The organism is Arthrobacter oryzae (genome assembly GCF_003634095.1).
Classification (GTDB): domain Bacteria; phylum Actinomycetota; class Actinomycetes; order Actinomycetales; family Micrococcaceae; genus Arthrobacter; species Arthrobacter oryzae.
Map to the genome: position 1 here is coordinate 201043 of NZ_RBIR01000005.1, position 25721 is coordinate 226763.

Sequence of the window (25721 nt, forward strand, 5' to 3'; positions counted from 1 at the left end):
CAAAAAATGGTTGGACGGGCCAGCGGTTTCCTTGATTTTCCGGGGTTTTTGATTTGTCGATCCCCAGTCATCCCACGTCCGGGCCCGAATCGGGCCCCGTTCCGAGCCCTAGCATTTAGGACACACCACTGAACCCGAGGAAGGGAACCGTAATGGGAGATCTGGCCCGACTGCCGTTGCTTGAAAAGGCACCCACCACACATGCCGGTCTGCTGGCATGGGTTGAAGAGGTGGCTGAACTGACCCAGCCGGACCGGATCTACTGGGTAGACGGTTCGGAAGAGGAGAACACCCGGCTCACGGATGAGCTCGTCGCCGCAGGCACCCTGACCCGGCTGAACGAGAACCTGTTCCCCAAATCCTTCGCGGCGTTCTCGGACCCCGCCGACGTTGCCCGCGTCGAAGAGCAGACCTTCATCTGTTCCAAGAACAAGCGCGATGCAGGCTTCACCAACAACTGGATGGAACCGGCGCAGATGAAGGAAAAGCTGCGCGGCCTGTTCGCCGGCTCCATGCGCGGCCGCACCATGTACGTCATCCCCTTTGTCATGGGCCACCTGGACGCCGAGGACCCCAAGTTCGGCGTGGAGATCACCGACAGCGCCTACGTTGTCGCCTCCATGCGCATCATGGCCACCATCGGCACCAAGGTCCTGGACAAGATCACCGCCACCAACGCGTTCTTCGTCCCCGCACTGCACTCCCTGGGCGCCCCGCTGGCCCCCGGCCAGGCGGACGTCGCGTGGCCCTGCAACCCGGACAAGTGGATCGTGCACTTCCCCGAGGAGCGCTCCATCTGGTCCTTCGGCTCCGGCTACGGCGGCAACGCCCTGCTCGGCAAGAAGTGCTACGCCCTGCGCATCGCCTCGGTGATGGCCCGCGACGAAGGCTGGCTTGCCGAGCACATGCTCATCCTCAAGCTGACCTCGCCGGAGAAGAAGAACTACTACGTCTCCGCCGCCTTCCCCTCCGCCTGCGGCAAGACCAACCTGGCTCTGTTGGATCCGACCATCGAGGGCTGGGAAGTCGAAACCCTTGGCGACGACATCACCTGGATGCGGATCGGCAAGGAAGGCGAACTTCGCGCCACCAACCCGGAGGCGGGCCTGTTCGGCGTCGCCCCCGGCACCGGCTGGGGCACCAACCCGAACGCCATGCGCGCCATCGCCAAGGGCCACAGCATCTTCACCAACGTCGCCCTCACGGACGACGGCGGTGTTTGGTGGGAGGGCATGACCGAGGAAGTGCCCGCGCATCTGACCGACTGGCAGGGCAACTCCTGGACCCCGGACTCGGACCAGCCCGCGGCGCACCCGAACTCCCGCTTCTGCACGCCGATCGCCCAGATCGACATGCTGGCCGAGGAGTACTACAGCCCCGACGGCGTGGAGCTCTCCGCGATCCTCTTCGGCGGCCGCCGCAAGACCACGGTTCCCCTGGTGACCGAGGCCCGCAGCTGGACCAACGGCATCTTCATGGGCTCCACGCTGTCCTCGGAGACCACCGCCGCGGCCGCCGGCCAGGTGGGTGTGCTCCGCCGGGATCCCATGGCCATGCTGCCCTTCATCGGCTACGACGCCGGCGACTACCTCAAGCACTGGATCAGCGTTTCGTCCAAGGCCAACCCGGCGCGGCTGCCCAAGATCTTCCTGGTCAACTGGTTCCGCCGCACCGCCGACGGCGACTTCGCCTGGCCCGGCTTCGGCGACAACGCGCGGGTTCTCAAGTGGGCCATCGAGCGCATCGAGGGCAAGGCTGACGCCGTCGAGACCCCTATCGGGTTTGTGCCGGCCGGCCATGCGCTGGACCTCACCGGCCTGGACCTGACCCACGCCCACGTCGAAGACGCCGTCCGCGTCGATCCGGCGGAGTGGGCCACCGAGCTCGCCTCGATTGAAGAGTGGTACGCCAACTTCGGCGACTCCCTGCCCGAGGCCCTGCGCACCGAACTGGACGGGCTCAAGTCCCGCATGGCTGCCCAGCAGTAAGAAACCGGCCTGGCACCCGGCGCCAGCGAACGGCGGCCCCGCACCTTGGAATAGGGTGCGGGGCCGCCGTTTTTCCGTCGCGGCCGGGTCGCGGCCGGGTCGCGGCCGGGCCGCGCCGGGACTTAGGGCCCTTGGCCGCATCCCGGCGGGCGCCTACGCTGTCCGCATTCCATCAGCCGGGCCGGTGCTGACTGGACAGGGTGCTGGGGACATTCCGGACGGATCCAGCCGCGCCCCCGAACCGCTCGCGGCCAGCGAGACCTCAGGAGTTCCTCATGCTTGTCACCGGCGACATTCATGCCTTGTCCAGTGCTGTCAGCGGTCCGGTTGCGTTGCCGGACAGCCCCGGATTCGCTGAGGAGACGTTCGCGTTCAACGCCGCGACAGTGCACCGGCCCGACGTCGTTCTTGGCGCCGCAGATGCCCAGGACGTCGCAGCCGCGGTGAAATGGGCGGCGGAACGCCGGTTTCCCGTGTCCGTCCAGTCCACCGGACACGGCGCAGAGCTAGCGATCGACGGCGGCCTGCTCATCAACACGCGGCGCCTGCAGGACATGCACGTGGATCCGGTTGAACGCACCGCACGCGTCGGCGCCGGCGTGAAGTGGCGCACCGTCCTGGAGGCGAGTGTGCCGCACGGGCTGCTCGGCTTGCACGGCTCGAGTACCGACGTCGGCGTCGTCGGGTACACGCTCGGCGGCGGGCTGCCTGTACTCGGCCGCGCCCACGGCTTCGCGGCGGACCATGTCCGCAGCATGGACGTCGTCACCGCCGACGGCGAGCTGCGCCGGATCGACGCCGACGCCGAGGCCGAGCTGTTTTCGCTGATGCGCGGGGGTAAGGGCAACTTCGGGATCGTGACCGCGCTCGAATTCAGTCTTTTCCCGTTCAGCGACTTCTATGGTGGCGGGATCATCTATCCGGGGGCCGATGCTGCCATGATCCTGGCTGCGTTCCGTCAATGGCTGGCCACCCTGCCCGATGATGCCTCACCATCGATCTCGCTGCTGCGGCTGCCGGACATGGACTTCGTCCCCGCCCCGCTGAGGGGCCAGTTCGTGGTGCACCTGCGCTTTGCCTTCCTGGGGAACCGCGAGGACGGCGACGCGCTGCTTGCCCCGATGCGCGCGGTCTCAATTCCTTTAATGGACACGGCCGGGCCCATGGGCTACCTCGACGTTGACCAGGTCCATATGGACCCGGCGGACCCGCTGCCCTTCGCGGACGGCGGGGCGCTCCTGAAGGATTTCGACGACGAGACTGTGGCGGACCTGCTCGAGCTCGCCGGGGACGGTTCGGGCTGCCCGCTGCTGCTGGTCGAGATCCGGCCCCTCGGCGGGGCACTGGGCAACGCGGCGGCGGTGCCGGATGCGGTGTCCGGCCGGGACGCGGCGTTCCTGCTCTTCCTTCTCGGTTTCAAGATGCCGCCGATCGCCGAGGCGGTATCGGCATCCATCCGCGGCATCCTTGCCGCGATGGCTCCCCATTCGACCGGGTACACGCTGGTCAATTTCCATGGCGAGCCGGGCGACGAGGCCGACCGGGCGCGGGCGTGGTCTCCGGCGGTCTATGAACGGATGCGGTCCGCGAAGTCCACGTACGACCCGGGCAACCTCCTGCGCTTCGGCCACGCGATCACCGGGACGCCGGCCGCGGGATGAGGCGACTCGGGCCCGGCAAGCGGCCCGGCTGACGCAACGACGGCGGCCCCGCCCCTTCGCGAAAAGGTGCGGGGCCGCCGTCGAACTTCAATCCGATGAGATTCAGCTGGCGAGCCAGATGTCCGGGCCGAAGACCTCGTAGTGGATCTTCGTGGCCGGGATGCCGGCGTTGATGGCCTCGTTGCGGATGTTCTTCATGAACGGCAGCGGGCCGCACAGGTACAGGGAGGCGTTCGCGGGCAGGTCCACCTCGCGCAGGGACATGAATCCCGTGTTCGAGCCGGCCTGCGGTTCTTCGAGCCAGAGCTGCAGGTCGGCGCCGTCGAGGCGGTCGACGTCGTCCGTCATCTGGGAGCGCAGCGCCCAGTTATCCAACGTGCTTTCCGCGTGCAGGACCAGGATCTGGCGGTCCGAGCCGGACTCGGCGAGGGAGCGCAGGATGGACGCGGTGGGTGTGCAGCCGATGCCCGCCGAGGCCAGGACCACGGGGCCGTCGCCGTCCTTGAGCGTGATCTCGCCGTAGGGGTTGGAGATCTCGATGACGTCGCCGACGGCCACGTCGTTGTGCAGGACGGGGGAGACCTCGCCGCCGTCGTCGAGCTTGGTGGTGAAGCTGCGGTTCGTCCCGGCGTCGCCGGAGAGGGAGTACTGGCGGACCTGGCGGAGCCCGTCCGGCAGGGTGACCTTGACGCTGACGTACTGGCCCGGGAGGGCGGCGGTGATGGGGGTGGCGTCGGCCGGTTCGAGGGTGAAGGTCATGGACCCGGTGCCGGCGGGGGTCTTGGTGGCGACCCGCCACGGCATCCACATCTCGCCGTTGGCCTGGGCGGCGTAGAGGCCCTTCTCGAGCTTGATCAGGGCGTCCGCCATAAGCCAGTAGACCTCGGTCCAGGCCTCGGCGATTTCGGGGGTGATGACCTCGGCGAGGTCCTCGGCGATGGCGGCAAAGAGGTGCTCGTAGACCACCTGGTACTGCGGTTCGGTGATGCCCAGCGAGGCGTGGCGGTGGGCGATGCGGGAGAGTACGGTCTCCGGCAGGGTGCCCGGGTTGCTCACCAGGTGGCTCGCGAAAGCGGCGATGCTTCCGGCCAGGGCCTGCTGCTGGTTGCCGTTGCGCTGGTTCGAGCGGCTGAAGAGCCCGTCCAGAAGCTCGGGGTGGGCGGCGAAGAGGCGCGCATAGAACTTGGGGGTGATCTCCCCGATGCGGGAACCGACCAGCGGCAGGGTGGCCTCGATGACGGGGAAGGACTTGTCCGAGAGCATGTTGACTCCTGAGATAGTGGCCCGGGGGTCTTCAACCGGACCGCGATGCAAATATCAGCATTTGAAATACAAGTATTTACACCTCAGTTCTACAGGTTGTAGAAAAGTGATGCAAATCGGCCGGCGCGGACGGGCGCAGGCGGGCGCGGGGGGCCGCGCAGGGGGCCGCGCTAAAGCCCGGGACGGAGCCCGATCGCCTGGAATACGGGTGCCATCTGCCGCGCCGTGGGCAGCGAGGCGATGACCAGCCCGTCGAGTTCACGGTAGAAGGCCTCGCGGGCCCGGGCCAGCGCGGACCGGAGATGGCATTCGGTGATGAGCGGGCAGATCCCGCCGGTGGCGATGCAGTCGGCGGGGTCCTGGCGGGTGTCGAGCTGGCGCAGCAACTGCCCGACCGTAGCCTGCCGGCCCGCGCTGCTGAGCCGGGCGCCGCCGTTGCGGCCGCGTTCGACGTCGATCATGCCCAGTTCGCGCAGTTTCGCCATCGCCTTGCTGACGTGGTTGTACGGCGTGCCGACGGCGTCGGCGATGCTCTGGGTGGTCAGGAGCCCGCCGTCGGGAGCCGCCGCGAGCACCATGACGGCGCGCAGGCTCACGTCGGCGAACGCGTTGATCTTCATGTCTTAATCCTACGGGCGGTCTAGTCCACCCAGACGGCGGGCTCGTTGGTATCGGCGGCGAGCTGGCCGAACTCGAGTTCGTGTGTCCCGGCATTCGGGGCGTACGGCAGGACCGCGGCGAACAGGGAGCCGTCCTGATGCTCCGCCGCCACGTGAATGGCGTCCGAGTCCTCCTCTACCAGCGTGATGTCGCAGACGACGGCGGCGGCCCGGAACTCGTCCTGGTGCTGCCGAAGCAGCTCGTGGAGGTCCCGGATCATGGTGTCCGCGTCGAAGTGGGCGTCCGATCCGTCAGTCGCGTCCGCGGGAGTCACGGCAACCAGCCGGACTTCGCCGTCGTTCTGCACCACCAGGGCAAAGGGCAGGAACCCTCCGTTGCGCTCGAGCTGCTCCTGCGCGGCGCCGACGCCGGTGCCGAGCAGGTTCTCCAGATCCGTGGCGCTGGCGTCGGGCACGGAATCGCGCCAGGAGCCGGTGCTTGCGGATTCCTCGGGATGCGCGGCCACGGCTAGCCCCGGACCAGCGCCAGGACGCGGTCGCGGACGCGTTCCATGGTCGCAATGTCCGTGGCTTCGACGTTCAGGCGCAGGAACGGCTCGGTGTTGGACGGGCGCAGATTGAACCAGTAGCTGCCGTCGGTGGCGATGAACGTGCTGCCGTCGAGGTAGTCGACCTCGACGTCCTCGGTGTGGAAGTCCTCGCGGACCCGCTCGACGGCGCCGGCCTTGTCCTCGATTTCCGAGTTGATCTCGCCGGAGGACTGGTACGGCTCGTATTCGCGGCCGAGCTCGGAGAGCGGACCGTCCTGTTCACCCAAGGCGGCCAGGACGTGCATGGCCGCCAACATGCCGGTGTCAGCGTTCCAGAAGTCGCGGAAGTAGAAGTGGGCCGAGTGCTCGCCGCCGAAGATGGCGCCTTCAGCGGCCATGACGGCCTTGATGAACGAGTGTCCCACCCGGGTGCGGACGGCCCGGCCGCCGTTCCGTTCGACAAGTTCGGGGACGGCGCGGGAGGTCAACAGGTTGTGGATGACGGTGGGCGTGTCTTCGCCGAGGCCCTGGGCCCGGGCGATTTCGCGGCGGGCCACCATGCCGGTGATGGCCGACGGCGAGACGGGCTCGCCCTTTTCGTCAATGACAAAGCAGCGGTCGGCGTCGCCGTCGAAGGCCAGCCCGATGTCCGCGCCGTGCTCGACGACGGCGGCCTGCAGGTCGCGCAGGTTTTCCGGTTCCAGCGGATTGGCGGGGTGGTTCGGGAAGGACCCGTCGAGCTCGAAGTACAGCGGGACGATCTCGAAGGGGAGCTTGGGGAGCAGGGCGTCGCCGAGCACGGCCGGAGTGGTGAGCCCGGCCATGCCGTTGCCGGCATCCACCACGATCTTCAGCGGCCGGGAGCCGCGGAGGTCCACCAGGCTGCGGAGGTACTCGGAGTAGCCCTTCAGGACGTCGTGGACGCCTACCAGGCCACGGGTGCCGGCGGCGGGGATGGTGCCGGTGTTCAGGTATTCCTCGGCGCGGGCCTGGATTTCCTTCAGCCCTGTTTCGGAGGAGATCGGCACGGCGCCGGCCTTGGCCATCTTGATGCCGTTGTATTCGGCCGGGTTATGGCTGGCCGTGAACGTGGCGCCGGCGGCGTCGAGGTCACCGCAGGCGTAGTACAGCTCGTCGGTGGAGATCAGGTCCAGCAGCTGGACGTTGGCGCCGCGCGTGGCGGCGCCTTTGGCAAAGGCTTTGGTGAACTCGGGGGAGGAGGGGCGCATGTCGCCGCCCACCAGTACGGTCTTCCCCTCGAGGTCCAGGACGTCAACGAAGGCAGCGCCGACGGCTTCGACGATCTCCGCGGTGATGGATTGCCCCACGATTCCGCGCACGTCGTACGCCTTGAACGAGGCCGAGAGGTCAAAAGTCTTTGTCTTGTCCGTAGTCACGCGTCTTATCTTACGTTGCGGCTTTGCCACGGCGGCCTTGCAGCGCCCGGAAGGCTTTGTCCACATAGCGGGGTGCCGGCTGTGCCGGTGTCGGAGGCGGCTGGGATACTGAATCAATGGCCAGTAACCAGAACGCCCTTTCCGAGCCTGCCCTCTCCGACGCCGCCCTCTCCGGCCCTGCACCATCCGACGCTGCTCTGTCCTACCCTGCCCAAGCCGACGCCGCAGCATCCGGCGCCGGGCTGTCTGCCGATGCGGCCGCCCCGACCCGGGAACAGGCCCAGGCTGTGCTGCGGGAGCTCGTCGGCCATCCGGAGGCACGGTTCCATGACGGCCAGTTCGAGGCCATTGAGGCCCTGGTCGACGGCGGCAGGCGGGCCCTGGTGGTGCAGCGCACCGGCTGGGGGAAGTCGGCCGTGTACTTCGTGGCCTCCCTGCTGCTGCGCCGCCGCGGCGCCGGCCCCACCCTCATCGTGTCCCCGCTGCTGGCCCTCATGCGAGACCAGGTCGCCGCCGCGGCGCGGGCCGGTGTCCGAGCCGTCGCCATCAACTCGGCAAACCAGCTGGAGTGGGACACCGTCCGCGAGCAGCTCGCCGCCGACGAAGTGGACGTCCTGCTGGTATCGCCAGAACGCCTGACCAACCCGTCGTTCCGGGAGAACCAGCTCCCGGAGCTCGTCCGCCGGACCGGACTGCTGGTCATTGACGAGGCCCACTGCATCTCGGACTGGGGCCACGACTTCCGTCCCGACTACCGGCGCATCGCGGACCTCATCACGCAGCTGCCGGACACGGTCCCGGTGCTCGCCACCACCGCCACGGCCAATTCCCGGGTGGTGCATGACATCGAGGAGCAGCTGGGCAAGGATGTGCTGACCATCCGTGGCGCCCTGGGCCGGGAATCGCTCCGGCTGGGCGTCCTGACCCTGCCGGATTCCCGGCAGCGGCTGGGCTGGCTGCTGACTCATCTGCAGGACCTGCAGGGCAGCGGCATCATCTACACCCTCACGGTGTCCGCCGCGGAGGACACCGCGCGCCTGCTGGCCGAGGCCGGGCATGAGGTGCTGGCCTACACCGGCCGCACCGATCCCGCGGACCGTGAACGCGCCGAACAGCTCCTGAAGGACAACCAGGTCAAGGCGCTGGTGGCCACGTCGGCCCTCGGCATGGGCTTCGACAAGCCGGACCTGGGCTTCGTGGTGCACCTGGGCGCGCCGTCCTCGCCCGTGGCGTATTACCAGCAGGTGGGCCGCGCCGGGCGTGGCGCGGCGAACGCCGACGTCCTGCTGCTGCCCGGCTCCGAGGACCGCGACATCTGGCAGTATTTTGCCACCGCGTCCATGCCCTCCGGGGAAAAAGCTGCCGCCGTCCTCACGGCCCTTGCCGAGGCCGGCACGGCAGTGTCCACGGTGGCGCTCGAGGCCCGGGTTGATTTGCGCCGGACCCCGCTGGAATTGCTGTTGAAGGTCCTGGCCGTGGATGGCGCCGTCGAACGCGTCGGCGGCGGCTGGCGCTCCACGGGACGGCCCTGGAGCTACGACGCCGAGCGCTATGGCCGGATCGCCGAGGCCCGGGTGGATGAGCAGGACTCGATGGTGATCTACCAGGACACGGCCGGCTGCCGGATGGAATACATCACCTCCGTGCTGGATGACGAAACCGCCCGCGCCTGCGGCCGCTGCGATAACTGCGCGGGCCGCTGGTTCCCGACCGAAATTGCCGACGCCGCCACGGAGGCCGCCGGACAGACTCTCCGCCGGGCCGGCATCGTTCTGGAACCGCGCCTGCAGTGGCCCAGCGGCATGGACCGCCTCGGGGTGCCGGTCAAGGGCAAGATCAAGCCGGACGAAGCCCTCGCGGACGGCCGTGTCCTGGCGCGCCTGACGGACCTCGGCTGGGGCGGGGCGCTGCGTGAGGCGTTCGCCTCCGGTGCCCCGGACCGGGCGGTGGACCCCGGCATGCTTCAGGCCTGCGTCCAGGTCCTCCGGGAATGGGGCACGGGAGACGCCCGCACCCCGGGCTGGAGCGGTGCCGGCCGGCCGGCCGCGATCATCAGCCTGCCTTCCCGGGGAAAACCGGCGCTGGTGGACTCCCTGGCCCGCGGGATCTCCGAGATCGGCCGCATCCCGTATCTCGGCCAGCTGCAGCTCCAGCATGGCGGCCCCACTGGCGGCCGCGGCGGCAACAGCGCCTACCGGCTCGCCGGAGTCTGGGACCGACTGGTGGTCGGTCCCGAACTGGAGGAGGCCCTGGCTGGAATCCGCGGCCAGAGCGTGATGCTCATTGACGACCTCGTGGACAGCCGCTGGACCATGACGGTGTCCGGGCGCGCCCTCAGGCTCGCCGGCGCCGGCGCCGTTCTGCCGCTGGCGTTGGGCCAGGCCGGCTGACCTCGGCGCCGGCGTGGCGGGGGAGGGCCAGGCTGTCCAGCGTGCTCAGGAGCATGAGGACGGCGATGGCCACGAACGCCGCCCGGTACGGCGCCGCCGGATCACCGGGAGCCAGACCCGCGGCGCCGGGGACATGATTGGCGGAACCAAAGATCCGCAGCAGCAGCGCCCCTACGGCGATCCCGGCCGCGGTAGCGAGCTGTACAAGCGTGGCGGAGACGGCATTGGCGGACGGCAGCTGGGCCGGGGCGACGTCGGCGTACTGGACCGAGGCATAGGCCGAAAACCCGATCGAACGGAAGGCCCCGCTGGCCACCAGCAGGGCGAAGATCAGTGGCTCCGGAGTGCCGGCGTCGAGCAGGGCGCACAGCGCAAAGGTGCCCGCAGAGGCCAGCGACGCAAATACCAGAACGGGTTTGAAGCCGAAACGCCGGATGAGGGGCGTGGTGGCCGGCTTGATCCCGATGTTCCCCACGAACACGGCGGAGACCATGGCCCCGGCGCGCAGCGGGTCCCAGCCGAAGCCGGCCTGGAACATCAGCGGCAGCAGGAACGGCACGGCGCTGATGGTCAGCCGGTAGACAAAACCGCCGGTGGCCGTCGCACGGAACGTCCGCGCGCCGAAGACGGTCAGATTGAACAGCGGCGTGCTGGACCGCCGCATCCAGGCCACGGCAGCGCTCAGGAACAGCAGGCCCGCGGCGATTCCCGCGGCCGCCTGCACCCCGGCGTCCCGGCCGCCGGCCAGTTCCAGGCCAACCAGCAGGGAACCCACGCCGAGCGTCGTCAGGGCCAGCCCCAGCCAGTCAAGGCGCCGCGTGCTGTCGCCGCCGACAGCCGGGACCAGACGCAGCGCGGCCAGGAACGCCGCCAGGCCGAGGGGAAGGTTGACCAGGAAGATCCAGTGCCAGGACAGGTACGTCGTCAGCGCCCCGCCGACGAGCGGTGCCAGGACCGGTGCCAGCAGCCCGGGCCACACCAGGAACGCGGTGGCCCGCAGCAGATCCTTCTTCGGCGTGCCGCGCAGCACCACCAGGGTGCCCACCGGGACCATCATGGCGCCGCCGGCACCCTGCAGGACGCGGCTCAAGGTCAGCATGGTGAGGTCCTGGCTGAGCGCGCACAGCAGCGAGGCGGCGGTGAAAGTCGCGATGGCCAGGCAGAACACCCGGCGGGCACCGATCCGCTCCGCCAGCCAGCTGCTCAGCGGGATGCCCATGGCCACCGTCATCAGGTAGGCCGTCATGGTGATGTTGACATCCGCGGCGGGCACCGAGAAGTCAGCGGCGATGCTGGGTATGGCCGTGGTCAGGACGGTCCCGTCGAGGAATTCCATGAAGAACGTCGCGGCCACCAGCAGGGCCAGCCGCGGGCTCCAGCTTCCCGCGCCGGGGACGGCGCCGCGGGGGGAGGTCTTCATCCGCATGTGCGCCCGCTCCGGTTCATGCGTCGCCGTTCATGCGTCGCGGAGCGAAGGCTCCGAATCCAACACGGCCATGGCGGCGTTATGCCCGCCGATGGCACTGACGGCGCCGCCCCGGCGGGCCCCCGACCCGCAGAGGAGAATCTGGGGGTCGTCCGTCGCCACACCCCAGCGGCGCGCCGGCGTGTCCAGCGGTTCGCCGTCTTCCACGAACGGCCAGTCGAGGCCGCCGTGGAAGATGTTGCCCCGGGGCATACCGACGGCGCGTTCGATGTCCAGGGTGGTCTTGGTTTCGATGCAGGGCCGACCCGCCGAATCCGTCAGGAGCAGATCCTCGATGGGCTCAGCCAGGACGGAGTTCAGGGATGCCAGGACGGCGGACTGCAGTTCGGCGCGCCGGTCCTCGTTGTTTTCCGGGCTGACCAGCCGGTCCGGGGCGTGCAGGCCGAAGACCGTGAGCGTCTGGGCGCCGGCGGCCTGCAGTTCCGGGGACAGGATGCTGGGGTCGGTCAGGGAATGGCAGTAGATTTCACACGGCAGCGGCGAGGGCACCGATCCGGCAGCGGCACGGAGGTAGGCGGAGTCCAGTTGAGTCCAGGTCTCGTTGATGTGGAACGTTCCGCCGAAGGCCGCCGCTGGGCTGACCGAGCCGTCCCGGAGCCGGGGAAGCCGCTTCAGCAGGAGGTTGACCTTGACCTGCGCGCCCTCGCGGTGATGGTTCGGGTTGACGGTGGCAGGGACGGCGGGCACGGCGGCGACGCCGGTGCCGGTGTCCGCAGCCGTGGCAGCATCCCGGCCGGGCAAGCGGTCCGGTGACTGACCCGGCAGTCGGCCCCTTAGCCGGTCCAGGACGGCCGGCGCTACGTTGGCGAGGACCCACGGAGCGGTTGCCGTACGGTCCTGCCCGCCGTGCCGGTAGTCCACCACCCCGCCGGGCCGGACGGCCGTGACCTCCGCCGAGGTCAGGATGGTCGCTCCGGCGTCACGGGCCGCCCGCTCCAGCTCGCCCGAGACTGCGCCCATGCCGCCCACCGGCACGTCCCAGTCGCCGGTCCCGCCGCCGATCAGGTGGTAGAGGAAGCAGATGTTCTGCTGCAGGTCTTCGTCGTCGGCCCGGGCGAAAGTCCCGATCAGCGCATCTGTCAGGACGACGCCGCGGACCAGGTCACTGCGCAGTTCCTTGCTGATGGCCTGCCCGATGGGATGTTCGATCATGGCCTCCCACGCCTCGGCGGCCCCGGCCCGGGCGGCGAGGGAGCGGGCTTCGGACCGCGGCAGCAGTGGTGCGGTCATGGTGGGCCAGAGGGCCTCGGTGAGCTGTCGGCAGGCGGCGTAGAACGCCTCGAAGGCGCGGAATTCGCCGTCGGAAGCGCCGACCGCGGCAAAGGACGCGGCGGTGGCGGCCTGGTCCTCGTTGTCCACGAGCAGGCCCCGGCTGCTGTCCTGGGGATCGGGCGTGTAGGAGGAATAGCGCCGCCGGGCCAGCTCGATGCGCAGCCCGAGGTCCTCGATGATCTGGCGGGGCAGCAGGCTGACGAGGTACGAGTAACGGGAGAGGCGGGCGTCGACGCCGTCGAACGCGTGCGCGGACACCGCGGCCCCGCCGGGGTGTTCCAGCTTTTCCAGGACCAGGACCGCGCGCCCGGCCTTGGCCAGGTACGCGGCGGCGGCCAGGCCGTTGTGGCCCCCGCCGACGATGATGGCGTCAAATTCCGTGTTGCTCGACATGGGCCTATCCTGCCATCCGGATCCGCGTGCGGGCGCGCGGCGTCCGGCCACCGGACAGGGGCCGGGCCCGCCGCTGACGGCATTCCCCGGGAACGCAAAAGGCCCCGGTCCGAGGACCGGGGCCGAACGCGGAGACGGGGGGATTTGAACCCCCGGTGGAGTTGTGCCCCACACTTCATTAGCAGTGAAGCCCATTCGGCCGCTCTGGCACGTCTCCAATTGCTATTAACTAGCCAACCAAGGATACGCAGAAGGTGCCACGCAGTGCAAAACGGCCCCCCCAGAACAACGCGGGGTCACTTCGCGCCCATGTCGGGGCGCCGGATGGGCGCGAAGTGACCCCGCGTTGCTGGTGGTGGCAGGGGTGTGGGATCAGGCCTCCCGGCCGGCCAGGGAACGCCACAGGAAATGCTGGCTGCGGCTCTGCAGGGCCGCAGCCTGCCGGTTGTCCGACGCGCCCGCGTGGCCGCCCTCGAGGGCTTCATGGAACCAGACGTTCGGGATGCCCATCGCCTGCATGCGGGCCGCCATCTTCCGGGCCTGGACCGGGCCCACCCGGTCGTCTGATGTGGCGGTCCAGATGAACGCCTCCGGGTAGTCCACGCCGTCCTTGAGCAGGTGGTACGGGGAGAACGTCTTCAGGAACTCCCACTGTTCCGGGACGTCAGGGTCGCCGTATTCGCCAATCCAGGAATAGCCCGCCGAGAGTTTGGAGTACCGGCGCATGTCCAGGAGCGGGACGCCGCAGGACACGGCGCCGAACAGCTCCGGGTACTGGGTGAGCATGTTGCCCACCAGCAGCCCGCCGTTGGAGCCGCCCACGCAGCCGAGCCGCTGCCGGGAGGTGACGCCGCGGGAGACCAGGTCCCTGGCCACGGCGGCGAAGTCCTCGTACGCGCGGTGGCGGTTCTCCTGCAGCGCGGCCCGGTGCCAGGAGGGCCCGTATTCGCCGCCGCCGCGGATGTTCGCCACCACATAGACGCCGCCCCGGCGGTGCGGTGCCCCGCCGTCGGCGCCGGCGGACTCGGCGGTGCGCCGCTCCAGCCACGCCCGGCCGATCGCGCCGCTGTAGGCCGGGGTCCGGGAGATCTCGAAGCCCCCGTAGCCGGACAGCTGCGTGGGGTTCTGGCCGTCCAGCACCAGGTCCTTGGCGGCCACCTGGAAGTAGGGGACCTTCGTGCCGTCCTGGGACACCGCGAAGTGCTGCTGGACTTCGTACTCCGCCTCATTGAAGAACGACGGCGAGGTCCGGATGACCTCGTGCGTGCTGGCCACACGGGCGTCGGCCCCGGGGCCACTGCCGCGGGTGAGCGTGCCCCGGGTCAGGGTGGTGGGCGTCGTGAAGCCGGTGGCGACCAGCCAGAAGTCGTTCCCCGCCCCCGGCGCCTCGCCCTCGGAAATCACGGCGCCGCCGCCGGTGCCGTCGTCGTCCGAGCCTTCGCCGTCGTCTTCGTCATCCACCGCGAAGGCGTTGACGTCGTGCAGCGGCGGGCAGGCGTCCAGGACGGTGGAGGCCCACGCCGAGTCCCTCCCCGGGCGCCGCGGATCAAGGACCTGGATTTCCGAGGACACGTCGCGGAGCAGATTCAGCAGCAGGAAGTCCCGGGTCCAACTCCAGGACTGCAGTGAGGTGTGCGGATCCGGGGTGAAGAGCACCGTCAGGTCCCGGCTTCCGGCGAGGAAGTCCTCGAACCCGGCCGCGAGCAGGGCGCCCGCGGGGTAGGTGGTGCCGTTCACGGTCCAGTCGCGCTGCGGGCGGAACAGCAGCCATTCGCGGTGCGAGCTCAGGTTCACGTCTGCGGGTACGTCGATCTGCACCCACGCGCCGTCCCGCAGGACCGAGGTGTTCTTTTCGAAGAAACTGATCCAGTCGACCGCGAACGTGCGTTCGAAGCCCGGGGTGGAGTCGTGGGCCACGATCGCCATCATGTGGTCCTCGGGGATGTCGAAGAGCTTCTCGGCCTGCGTCAGGGATTCGCCCCGGCGCAGCTTTACCCCGGTGCGGGCGTAGGAGGAGGTGGTCCGCGGCAGGTCTGCGGCGGTCGTGGCGACGAGCAGGGTGTGATGGTCCAGCCAGGAGGCGTTTCCCTTGCCGGTCGGCAGGTCGAAGCCGCCGTCGGCCGGGTCCACGAAGCCGCGGGCCTCGACGTCGAACTCGCGGTAGCGGTTCGCGTCGCCGCCGTCGGGGGAGAACGCCAGCAGCGCGCGCCGGTGCGGTTCGCCCGGGGCCGGGCGGAGGAAGTTGGCGCCGTGGAAGACCCAATCCTGGCCCTCCGCGGCCGCGAGGGCGTCGACATCCAGGAGCACGTCCCACGCGGGTTCCCCGCCCCGGTAGCTGTCCCAGCTGGTCCGGCGCCAGAGGCCCTTGGGGTTGTCCCGGTCCTTCCAGAAGTTGTAGTACCACTCGCCGTGCTTGCCCACCATGGGGATCCGGTCGGTGGAGTCGAGGACCTCCAGGATCCTGCCTTCCAGTTCGGCGTAGTCGGCGTCCTCGAGGAGCTCTTCGGTGCGGGCGTTCTGTTCACGGACCCAGGCCAGCTGCTCCTGGCCGTAGATGTCCTCCAGCCAGATGTTTTCGTCGACGGGTTCGGGGGAAATGCCTGCAGCCGGTGCGGGACCGGCGGCTTGGCCGGGCGCGGACTGGTGATCAGCTTCTGTGGCGGTCATTTTTCCATCCAAGAACATCGGTGCGGCAGTGGCAAGTCACACGGCGGGTCAGGCGGGCGGCCGGGTTGCCGATACGCTGGATGCCGTGGGCATATCGCGAAGCATCCGGACGGCAGTAATAGGCGCCGGTCCCCGGGGCACGAGCGTGCTGGAACGGCTCCTCGCCAATTGGGCCTCCACTGGACCCGCCGGAACCCTGCACGTGGACGTGATCGACCCGTACCCGGCCGGCCCCGGGCACGTCTGGCAGCCCGGACAGTCGCGGTTGTACCTGATGAACACGCAGTCCTTCTATCCCACGGTCATCCCCGAGGACCGGGAGCTTGCCGAACCCCTGTCCGGAGGCACGTTCGACCAGTGGCGCGAACTGCAGCAACGCCACCCCGATCCGTCGCTGACTGAGGCGGAACGCGACGAGGTGTCCGGGCTTGGCCAGGCAGACTTTCCCAGCCGCGCCCTGTATGGCCGCTACCTGCGGTCCACCCTCGAGGAACTGCTCACCCGGCTGCCGGCGGGCGTCACAGTGGACTTCCATGCGGCGTCGGCCACGTCCGTCCGCCACGCGGCGGCCGGCCCCGGGGAGCCGGAGGCCGCACCGGAGCGGTCCTCGGTGCGGTTCGACGTCGTCCTCGACGACGGCACGGTGCTGACCGTCGACTCCGTGGTGCTGGCCCTCGGCCACCTGGCCGCGCAGTTGAACGCCGAGCAGCGCGAGCTGTTGTCCGCGGCGGAGGAGCTCGGGCTCCTCTACGTGGCGCCGGCGGCACCCGCCGACGTCGACTGGTCCGTGGTGCCGGCTGGCCAGCCCGTCCTGGTGCGCGGCATGGGCCTGAACTTCTTTGACGTCATGGGGCAGCTGACGGAGGGGCGCGGCGGCCGGTTCCAGGTCGCCGAGGGCACCAGCGAACTGACTTACCTGGCCTCGGGCCGCGAGCCGCTCATCATTGCCGCCTCCCGCCGGGGGACCCCCTACCGGGCGAAGGCGACGCTCGCGGGCTACTACCCTGGCGCGGTCCAGTTGCGGTATTGCACCGAGGCTGCGATCGCGAAGCTTGCCGACTCCGGCATCCGGCCGTCATTTGACTACGACCTCTGGCCGCTCCTGCACCGGGACGCCATTTGGGCCTACTACTCGACGCTGGCGCGCTCGCAGCCTGATGCCATTCTGACCGACCCGGCCGAGTTCCTGCGCACGCTGGACGAGGCCCTGCGGCCGCACGCGCATTCGACCGGGAGGTGGGAACACACCACGGAATCGGTGATAGCCGTCCATGTCCGGGAAGTCCACCGCCTGGACCTGCTCGGTCTCGCCGCGCCCCTGGCCGGACGCTCGTTCGGCTCCCGGGCTGAACTGGACGCCGCCGTCGTGGACTACCTGCTCGATGACGCACGGCGCTCCGCACTCGGTGAAGACGACGCAGTGAAGATGGCGATCGGCGCACTGCACCATGGCCGGGCCGTGCTCAAGACCGCCGTGGCCGATAGCGGCATCACGGACGAATCCTGGGTGGCCGGCCTCCGCGGCTGGTTCGAATCCTTCGTGGAAGGACTGGCGAGCGGGCCGCCGGCATTGCGCGCCGCGCAACTGGCGGCGCTGGCCCGGGCCGGGATAGTCCGCTTCGTGGGTCCGGATCCCAAATTCGGCGTGGACCGCCGGGCCCGGATGTTTACCGCGGCGTCACCCTGGGTGGGCGGCGGCACCGATGAACGCCTCGACGCCGGCCCGGGCGACGCTGGAACAGACGAGACCACAGCAGATGCCCGTCTCGGTGCAGGTACGGGTGCAGTTACGGGTGCGGGTCTTGGCGCCGGCCGTCCGGCCGTCGGCAGTGTGACGGGTGCCCTTGCAGGAGGTTTCGGGGCGGGCAGTGCCGTTGCGGGCAGTGCCGGGGCCGCGTCCCGGCCGGGCACCGTGCGTGCCGGGAGCGCGCTGGCCGCCGCGGTGACAGCGACGGCGATGATCGAGGCGCTGGCACCGGCCAACCGGGTGGCGGTCAACGCCTCGGCGCTGCTGGAGCAGTTGCTGGCCGAGGGCCTTGTCCGGCCACGCCTGATGATGACCGCGGAGGGAATCCCGGTGCAGACCTCCGGCCTGGACGTCCTCCCGCATCCGTATCGCCCGCTGGGAGCCAACGGGTCCGTGACGGAGGGACTTTACGTGATCGGACTCCAGCTCTCCGCGGCGCAGTGGGGCACGGCCATCGCCGCCGAGGCGAAGCCGAGTTCCGGCCCCGTCTACCGCAGCGGCCAGCGCACCCTGCGCGACGCCGACGAAATCGCCCGCGACATCCTGGACCGCTAGCAGGCACTTGCGCCTCCGGAGCACCCGCGAAGAATGAGCATGCCCTCCGCCCGGGCTGAGCAACGGACACATGGTGCTTATGTCCGTTGCTGCGGGCCAGGGGAGGGCATGCTCACTGGTGCGGGCCGGGAACCCGGGCTACTACCTCACAAGCCCTTGAGGCATTTCCGGAAGGCGGCCATGGCCGTCCCGTAGTTGACCTGGCCCACGATGTCCGAGGGCCGCGTCGGCTTGACCGGAGCGGTGCATTTCGACGGCACGGGGACGCTCGCCGCGACCTTCACCGCAGTTTTCACTACAGTGCCGGATTCGACGGCGGTGAGCACCAGGGTGCCCGTGCCCGCAGCGGCGCCCGAGGGAACCGCCACGCTCACGGCGGCGGCGCCGCCGCTCACAGGGACCGTCCCGAGGGACGTCACGGTGCCCGCGGCATCCATGAACTCGGCGCGCAGCGAGGCGTTCACCGGGCTGCCCAGCGAGGTGAGGTCCAGCTTCGAAACCGCCAGCGTGATCGCTTCCCCGGCCTTGACCTCGGCCGCCGTCGTGTTCACGACCGCCACCGACCGGCGGGCGAAGTCGGGCGCGACGGGGTTGTGGCCCTGCAGGTACTTGATCCACGCGTCGCGGTCCACCAGCCCGGAGTCCTTGGTGCCGGCGCCTTCCTTGAAGATCCGGAAGTTGTCACCGCCCGTGGCCAGGAAGTTGAACGTCCCGATCCGGTAGGACTTGGCCGGGTCAATGAGTTCACCGTTGACCCGGATCGAGGTGATCCGGTCCCCGGCGGCGCGCCCGGCGTCGTAGGTGTAGTTCACGTTCTTGGACAAGCCCAGCTGCTGGTAGGTGCGGCTGGGAACCGTGCCGTCCGGGTTGGTCTGCCACTGCTGTTCCAGCAGGGTCTTGAACTGCGCACCGCTCAGGGACGTGGTCCACAGATTGTTCACGAACGGCAGCACGGCGTTGGCCTCGGCGTATGTGATGGTGCCGTCGGGCGCGTAGTACAGCTCGTTGCGCAGTCCGCCCGGGTTCACGACGCCGATTTCGGCGGCACCGAGTTCCGGCGCCTTCAGCGCATCCACGAGGGAGTCCGCCACAAGGTTGCCCAGAGTGGACTCGCTGGCCCGGTCATCTCGCACGGCCGGGGAGCCGGCGAATGCGGTGGTGATATCGGCGGTGACCTTGCCGACAGGCTGGTTGCCCACCACGGCGGCGTCGGCCAGGGCCTTGTCCACGATGGCCTTGACGGCGGCGACCCGCGGGTAGGTGGCCACAAGATCGGCCGCCGGCTGTGCTGCACTGGTGGTGCGCTGGACATTACCGGCTTTGTACCCGGTCACCGCCATCGTCTTGGTGTCGACCGTCAGCTGGATCTGGCCGATGAACTCGCCGTAGTTTCCGGTCTGGACGATCGGGCGGGTCCTGCCCGTGGGCTGGCCGGCCGAATCCAGGACGGGCGCGTCCCAGGCGTACTGCTTGTGGGTGTGGCCGTTGAAGATTGCTGCAACGTCCGGACTGACCTTCTGGACCATCTTGGCGAAGGGGCCGCCGGCGGCGACCTCCTGGTCCAAAGTGGCGCCGTCGGGCGCACCGGACCCGGCGCCGTCGTGGTTCTCCACGATGATGACGTCAGCGAGCTTGCCCGCCTTGATCTTCGCCGCGACCCTGTTGATGGCGTCGACGGGATCGCCGAATTCAAGGTCAGAGATGCCCGCCGGCGTGACCAGGGAGGGGACTTCCTGGGTGACGGTGCCGATCACGGCAACCTTCACGCCATTCATGTCCAGGACCGTATACTCCGGCAGGACCGGGGTGGTGGTGCCCTTGGCGTAGACGTTGGCGCCCAGGTACGGGAATTTGGCGTTGCTTCCGCCGGCGGTGACGCGGTCGCGCAGGTCCGCCCACCCGCCGTCGAACTCATGGTTGCCCACCGCGGAGGTGCGCAGGTCCAGGGCGTTCAGCACGTCGATGGTCGGCTGATCCTTCGCGATCGCCGAGGCGAACAGCGAGGCGCCGATGTTGTCCCCTGCCGATATGAACGCCGTGGCGCCCGGGGCGGCAGCGGCGCGAAGCTTCTCGATGGTCCCCGCGAAGAACACGGTGTTGGAATCGATGCGGCCATGGAAGTCGTTGATGCCCAGGAAGTTCAGCTCGACGCTGGCCGGGGTGACAGGCAAGTTCAGGCCCACCACCACGGGATCGTGGTCACTGGCCCGGAACTGGTCCGCGGCGTAGTAGTCGGTGACGTTGTTGTTGTAACGGCTGTACTCCAGCGCCACCGACTCCACGGAGTTGATGTTCCAGATGTCGGCGCCGGAAACCGCGGCGTTGGCAGCCGGCGAGGCGAGGATATGGTCCAGCGAACCCACGAGGCCGCCGAACAGGTAGGAGTGCTTGGCGGACCCGTCCGCGTTCTTGGCCTTCTCGTCCTGATTGACGTACCCGGCGGCCGTGAGGACCTTGATCGGGTCCTCCTTGGCGTAGGAATTGAAGTCACCGATCAGGAAAACCTTGTCCGTGCCCTTGGACTTCTGCAGTTCCTCGGAGAAGGCCAGCAGGGACTTTGCCTGGGCGGTGCGGGCCAGGTTCGAGGCGCCCTGGCCCTTGTCGGTGTCATCCGGCGTGGCGGCCGAGCCCTTGGACTTGAAGTGGTTGGCGATCGCGATGAACTTCTTGTCATCAGAGGCGCCGACGGGCTTGAAGACCTGGGCCATCGGCTTGCGGGCGCTGGCGAACGCGACCGTGTCGTTGTGGATGATGGAGTCGCCGAGAGGTTCGGCGACGGCTTTCTTGTAGATGAACGCGGTGCGGATCATGTCCTCGTCGGCCAGCGGCGGTGCGTTGGCGGGGGTGCGGACGTAGTCCCAGATGCCGGGCGTGGCGATGTTCAGGGCATCCACCAGCTTGGACAGGGCGTCGTCGCGGTTCTTGCCGAACTGCGCCGAGTTTTCGACCTCCATCAGCGTGACGACGTCGGCCCCGGACTTGGAGATGGCGGCGACGATCTTGTCCTGCTGCCGCTTGAAGTTCTCCGCGTTGGCGGCGCCGCGGACGTCGCAGCCGCCGCTGACGGTGATGGGGTTGCCCGCCCGGTCGGTGTAGAACTTGCAGCCGGCGATCTGGTCACCGGTGGTGGGGAAGTAGTTCAGGACGTTGAAGGAGGCGAGCTTGAGGTTGCCGCCCACGGCTGCTGGCGTGTCCGCGCGGGTGGCGCCGAAGCTTGCCGGCTGGACGGTGTCCGCGTTGGCGGGTGTCAGCTGGGTCAACGGCTGGAACTTCCAGGCATTGTTGGCGTAGCTGAGCACCACGTTGGTCTTGAACGTCACCGGCGCGCCGACCCGGACGTGATCCGCCGTGGTCAGGTACGGGAGCACCTGCGCCTTTGTAGCGGCGTCCTTGAGGAAGTTCGTGGTGGCGCCGTCGTCGAGCTTGATGCCGCGGGCGGCGTTCGCCGCGACGGTGGCGGTGTACTCCGCCGAGCCGAAGGGCGCGACGGCGGTGGGCTGTTCCAGAGGGGTGGTGCCGCCGGCCAGGCCGATCTCGCCGTACTGGTTGAGGGAGAAGTTGTCAGCGACCGTGACAGGACCCTGCGGCGTCAGCAGCATGCCCTCGAGGGATTCACGGAACGCTTCGTCGGCCGGGAGGGAGAAGCCGGTGGCCTTGACCTCCGGGGCGGCCTCGGTCAGCTTGGTGACCCCGGCAGTGCCGGCCACGTTGAGCTGGGTCATGCCGTAGTACTCGGCAACGTCGCCGGTGACTTCAAGGTAGTCGCCGATCTGCACGGAGCCGACGGCGGAGGGCGCGTAGACAAAGATGGCGTCCGACGCCGTGTGGTTGGCGGGCGTCAGGTCGCCGCCGGTGCTGGGCGTCTGGAGATAGAAGCCGGCGGAGCCGCCCGTGGGGAAGGCCGCAGTGACCTTGCCGCGGGTGGTGACGGAGGTGCCGGCGAGGGGGCTGGTGTTGCCGGTGCCTTGGATCTCGGCGATGGTCTTGGCTGCCGGGGGAGTGCCGGGGCCCGGATCCACGGGCGGATCCACGGGTCCCGGATCGGCGACGCCGTTGGCGGCCTTGGGGGTGATGGCGGCGTTCAGGGCGAAGTCGGCGGAGTTGTTGTTGCTGTCCGTTCCGCCGCTGCGGTTCATGCTCTTGACGTCCGTGTTGCCCGACGGAGCCGTTGCCGCCTGGGTCTCGAAGGTGTTGGAGGTCCCGTAGCCGAGCAGGTCGGCCACGCTGGCGGGTTCGACCACGGAGCCGGTGGCCAGCGGGTTCAGGGCCGTGGACTGCTTGGCCAGGACGATCGTGCCGCCCGCGCCGGCGGGGTTGAACCCGGTCGCGGTAGCGTCTGCGGCGGGAAGGTCCAGTCCGACGGTGCCGTTGCTGCCGCCCTTGAGCAGGTAGTACCCCTTGCCGGCGATGGCGCCGGTGAGCGGAGCCGTGGTGGACGGGGCGGTGGTGCCCGACGCGGAGCGGTACTGGATTGACCAGCCGTCCAGGGCGACGGGGGCGTCCGAGGTGTTGTACAGCTCGACGAACTTGTTCTTGTAGGCCGCTCCGGCGCTGCCGCCGCTGAGGTAGACCTCATTGATGACCACCGGCGAGTTTCCGGCGGCTGCCGGCGAGACCTCCAGTGCGGCGGCGGGCACCGCTGTCAGCGGCGCTGCGATGAGCCCCGCGGACAGAGCTGTGCCCAGCGCTGTTTTCCAATATGTGATTTTCATCCGCTCTAACTCTCATTAGGGTGCCCCGGGTAAGGGGCACGGTGCCCCGGGTAAAGGGCAGGGTGCAGTGGGTCCGCCGAGTGCAGCGGACAGTGGCCGGCCGGAACTCCTGGTCAAGTCGTGCCGGGCCCATCCAAACAGGGGTGAATGAACAACGTGTGGATTTAACGTGCATTCGGCGGGACGTCCCCCAGCGAGACGCGCCGCAGCCTTCCCGGAGCGGCTCGAGGACCCCGGGCGATGGTGATTGGTGGTGCGGGTGAGCGGTGTCCGGGTGCCTCCACCGGGCGCTCCACAGCAGAATACCGGCCAGTAGTCCTCCGGGAAGGGTCTGGCCGGTATTTCTTACAACAATTTTTGTAATTGGGAGGGGAGGGGCCGTCCGGCCCCTCCCCTTAGTAGTGGCGGCTTAGTAGTGGCGGCCGGGCCCAGGCTTCAGGGCTGCGGTGGCAGCCCGGGCCAGGCGGCGGTGGTTAGGCGTCTTGGGCTCCCTGTCCGGTGTCAGCCACGATCTTGAACATCGCGCCGGTGGGGTCACTCAGCGTGGCGAGCCGGCCGAATGGGGTGTCCTCCGGCGGGTGGATTACCGTGGCGCCGAGCGAGAGGGCCTGTGCAACGGTGGCGTCGGCGTCTGCAACGGCGAAGTAGACCTGCCAGTTGGAGGGAATCTCGGCCGGCAGATAAGCCGAAGCGTCCATGATGCCGGCCTTGGCCGACGGCCCGGCGCCCAGCGTGGTGTAGCGGAATTCCGGCGTGTCGCTCATGACGTCGGTGTCCCAGCCGAACACGTCCTGATAGAACGTGACGGCGGTCGCGTAGTCCTTGGTATGGAGCTCGTGCCAGGCAGGCGCCCCTGCTTCGGCTGCCAGTTCAAAGCCCTTCATCTCCCCGGGCTGCCACACGCCGACTGACGCGCCGGTGGGGTCGCCGATCATGGCCATGCTGCCTTGCTCGGGGACCACCATGGGTTCCATGTAGACCTGTGCGCCGTGCTCGGCCGCGGCCTTGACGGTGGCGGCGGCGTCCTCCGTACGCAGGTACGTGGACCACATGTCCGGCCATGCTGCCTGGTCCGCCTGCTTTTGCATCAGGCCGGCCACGGACTTCCCGTCCTTCGATGCGGTGATGTAGCCGCCGTATTTCTCTTCATCACCGGTCTGGAACGTCCAGCCGAACAGTGCGCCGTAGAACGACTTGGCCTTGTCCGCATCGGATGTCATGAGGTCGATCCAGCACGGTGCGCCATTGGAGTGGTCGGGTGTAGGCATGAGGGCTCCTGCTCTCTGTGGCGTCCCGGCATCGTTGCGCGGGACGCCGGACTCTGTGGTTTGTCGTAGCTTCTGGGTGGTGGCACTGGGTGATGGCCTGTGGGGGTCGTCACCGGGTTGTAGAGACACAGCGAGACTATGACGTGGCACCGACACTTTCAATGGGCCGGCCGGGCGAGATGCCCTGGGCGGGCTCTGCGGTCTTCCAGATGTCCCGGGCCACGGAACGTTGCCGCTGCAGGGCAGATCAGGGCGAATGGCGGCCCGAGAACCGCCCTGATCTGCCCGCCAGAGGGATCGGACCCTGGCCACTGATCCCTGATGGCGCCCTGATGGCGCCCTGGCGGCGCTCCAGTCAGAGACCGGGCCTGTGGATAACCAGCAACGCGAGGCTCGCAGGTGTGGCCTAATGGTCCAATGTCGACGGCCAAACCCCTGCCGCCCGCACTGGCGCGGGGACCCTTCACGATCGGCGAGGCGCGTCTCCTCGGCCTCCCGTCGGGACGCATCAAGGCCCGGGACCTTCATGTGCCCAGCCGCGGCATCCGGATTCCGGCCGGCCAGGGGCACTCCCTGCTCGCCCGGGCACGGCCCTACACGCAGCTGGGGGCGCCGGACGTTGTAAGTTTCTATTCCGCGGCTCTGATCCACGCCTTCCGCATGCCAGGTATGTCGGAATCCCGCCTCCCGCCGTCGGCCTCGCTGCTTCATCTGACCAGAATTGGTTCCGCCGCTCCGCGGCGAAAAGGAGTGGTCGGCCACCGGGCGGCCCTGGACCCCTCCGAAGTCGTAGACCGTGAGGGCGTGCCGGTGACGAGCGAGGCACGGACCTTATTGGACCTGGCCGGAGCCGGACACCTGACCCTGGAGGATCTCGTGGTTATTGCCGACGGGCTGGTGTGTGAGCATTCCCGCTGGCTTCATGCGCGATCCGCGCAGCTCTCCTTGGCGGAGCTCCACGACTACGTTGCACGCCAACGCTGCGCGGCCGGCCTTCCGCTGCTCCGGAAGGCGCTCGCACTGGTGCGGGTGGGCGTCGATTCGCCGCCCGAGACCCGGCTGCGTCTACTCTTTGGCCGCTCCGGGCTGCCGCCCTTCGAGCCGGATTTTGTCCTGATCGACGAGCAGGGCACGCCCCTGTGGGTGGATCTGGGGTGCCCGGCGTACAGGCTCGCGGTGGAGTACGACGGCGGGCACCACCTGACGCCGGCCCAGCACCAGGCGGACGCCTTGCGCGCCGAACGCACCCTGAGCGCGGGGTGGCGCCAACTTGTGCTCAACAACATGGACGTCAGGACGGGGGAGACTGGTTACTGATGCGGGTGCGACGCGCTTTGCGGGCACAGGGGTGGTCCGGTTGAGATTTTCGCCTCTGCAGGGCAGATCAGGGCGAATGCCGGCCCCGGAACCGGCCTGATCTGCCCGCCAGGACCAGGCTGGATACCGTCCAGCCCCAGCCCCAGCCGCATCCGCCTTCACCGCGCAAGAATGCCCCCGGTTCCGGCACTGAGTGCAGGAAACGGGGGCATTGTTCGCGGAAGGTAAGAGATTCGAACTCTTGGTACGGGGTCACCGCACACTGGTTTTCAAGACCAGCTCCATCGGCCGCTCGGACAACCTTCCCTAACGAGTAGTCTTTCATAGGCAGTCCGCTGCCACAAAAACACGCAGCGCTTGCGGACGCGGGCAGCTCCCCGCCATATTCTGGGGAGAGTCGTTGAATTGACCTGGTGACCGCGGTGCAAGTGCCCGGAGCCAGTTAGGAATCGGGA

14 protein-coding genes and 2 tRNA genes are annotated in these 25721 nt (G+C 68.8%); 5 read left to right on the forward strand and 11 right to left on the reverse strand.

Annotation, left to right across the window (positions count from 1 at the left end):
• Positions 1-152 precede the first annotated feature (152 nt).
• Positions 153-1988: a phosphoenolpyruvate carboxykinase (GTP) gene (locus C8D78_RS13300; protein ID WP_120954346.1), complete on the forward strand. Its 1836-nt coding sequence runs from the start codon at positions 153-155 to the stop codon at positions 1986-1988.
• Positions 1989-2263: 275 nt separating this feature from the next.
• Positions 2264-3649 carry an FAD-binding oxidoreductase gene (locus tag C8D78_RS13305; RefSeq protein WP_120954347.1) on the forward strand — a complete coding sequence of 462 codons (1386 nt, stop codon included), beginning with the start codon at positions 2264-2266 and terminating at the stop codon, positions 3647-3649.
• Positions 3650-3751: 102 nt separating this feature from the next.
• Here the strand turns inward: C8D78_RS13305 and C8D78_RS13310 are convergent, their stop codons facing one another.
• The 4 genes from C8D78_RS13310 to C8D78_RS13325 all read right to left on the reverse strand — a co-directional run bounded on the left by C8D78_RS13310 (position 3752) and on the right by C8D78_RS13325 (position 7459).
• Positions 3752-4912, reverse strand: coding sequence for a globin domain-containing protein (locus tag C8D78_RS13310; protein WP_120954348.1), 1161 nt, complete (start codon positions 4910-4912; stop codon positions 3752-3754).
• 170 nt (positions 4913-5082) lie between these two features.
• Positions 5083-5532 carry an RrF2 family transcriptional regulator gene (locus C8D78_RS13315; RefSeq protein WP_120954349.1) on the reverse strand — a complete coding sequence of 150 codons (450 nt, stop codon included), beginning with the start codon at positions 5530-5532 and terminating at the stop codon, positions 5083-5085.
• Positions 5533-5552: 20 nt separating this feature from the next.
• Positions 5553-6038, reverse strand: coding sequence for a hypothetical protein (locus C8D78_RS13320; protein ID WP_120954350.1), 486 nt, complete (start codon positions 6036-6038; stop codon positions 5553-5555).
• A gap of 2 nt (positions 6039-6040) precedes the next feature.
• The gene (locus C8D78_RS13325) at positions 6041-7459 is read right to left on the reverse strand and encodes a phosphomannomutase/phosphoglucomutase (RefSeq protein WP_120954351.1); all 1419 of its coding nucleotides are present in this window, start codon (positions 7457-7459) and stop codon (positions 6041-6043) included.
• Positions 7460-7575: 116 nt separating this feature from the next.
• Between C8D78_RS13325 and C8D78_RS13330 the strand changes: the two genes are divergently transcribed.
• Positions 7576-9849: a RecQ family ATP-dependent DNA helicase gene (locus C8D78_RS13330; protein ID WP_244208395.1), complete on the forward strand. Its 2274-nt coding sequence runs from the start codon at positions 7576-7578 to the stop codon at positions 9847-9849.
• Here the strand turns inward: C8D78_RS13330 and C8D78_RS13335 are convergent.
• From C8D78_RS13335 to C8D78_RS13350, 4 genes are all read right to left on the reverse strand, one after another.
• Entirely contained in the window at positions 9794-11269 is a 1476-nt protein-coding gene (locus C8D78_RS13335; protein ID WP_208641952.1) for an MFS transporter, read from the reverse strand. The genes C8D78_RS13330 and C8D78_RS13335 overlap by 56 nt on opposite strands.
• Before the next feature lie 36 nt (positions 11270-11305).
• Complete coding sequence (locus tag C8D78_RS13340; protein WP_120954353.1) at positions 11306-13000, reverse strand: phytoene desaturase family protein; 1695 nt, start codon at positions 12998-13000, stop codon at positions 11306-11308.
• Between the two features lie 129 nt (positions 13001-13129).
• Positions 13130-13217 (reverse strand) — tRNA-Ser (locus tag C8D78_RS13345).
• Between the two features lie 155 nt (positions 13218-13372).
• Positions 13373-15667: a prolyl oligopeptidase family serine peptidase gene (locus C8D78_RS13350; protein ID WP_120954354.1), complete on the reverse strand. Its 2295-nt coding sequence runs from the start codon at positions 15665-15667 to the stop codon at positions 13373-13375.
• An 85-nt stretch (positions 15668-15752) separates the two neighbouring features.
• Here C8D78_RS13350 and C8D78_RS13355 point away from each other — a divergent pair, with 85 nt between their 5' ends.
• Complete coding sequence (locus C8D78_RS13355) at positions 15753-17969, forward strand: FAD/NAD(P)-binding protein (protein ID WP_120954411.1); 2217 nt, start codon at positions 15753-15755, stop codon at positions 17967-17969.
• Between the two features lie 146 nt (positions 17970-18115).
• On the opposite strand, the gene C8D78_RS13360 is transcribed toward C8D78_RS13355, so the two are convergent.
• Both C8D78_RS13360 and C8D78_RS13365 read right to left on the reverse strand, forming a co-directional pair.
• Positions 18116-22681 (reverse strand): ExeM/NucH family extracellular endonuclease, encoded by a 4566-nt coding sequence (locus C8D78_RS13360; RefSeq protein WP_120954355.1) that lies wholly within the window; start codon positions 22679-22681, stop codon positions 18116-18118.
• A 473-nt stretch (positions 22682-23154) separates the two neighbouring features.
• A complete protein-coding gene (locus tag C8D78_RS13365) occupies positions 23155-23949 on the reverse strand; it encodes a VOC family protein (protein WP_120954356.1) in 795 nt (264 codons plus the stop codon).
• Positions 23950-24366: 417 nt separating this feature from the next.
• On the opposite strand from C8D78_RS13365, the gene C8D78_RS13370 reads away from it, so the two are divergent.
• Positions 24367-25266 carry a PDDEXK family nuclease gene (locus C8D78_RS13370; protein WP_120954357.1) on the forward strand — a complete coding sequence of 300 codons (900 nt, stop codon included), beginning with the start codon at positions 24367-24369 and terminating at the stop codon, positions 25264-25266.
• A 218-nt stretch (positions 25267-25484) separates the two neighbouring features.
• Here the strand turns inward: C8D78_RS13370 and C8D78_RS13375 are convergent.
• A tRNA-Ser gene (locus C8D78_RS13375) sits at positions 25485-25572 on the reverse strand.
• Positions 25573-25721: the final 149 nt, after the last annotated feature.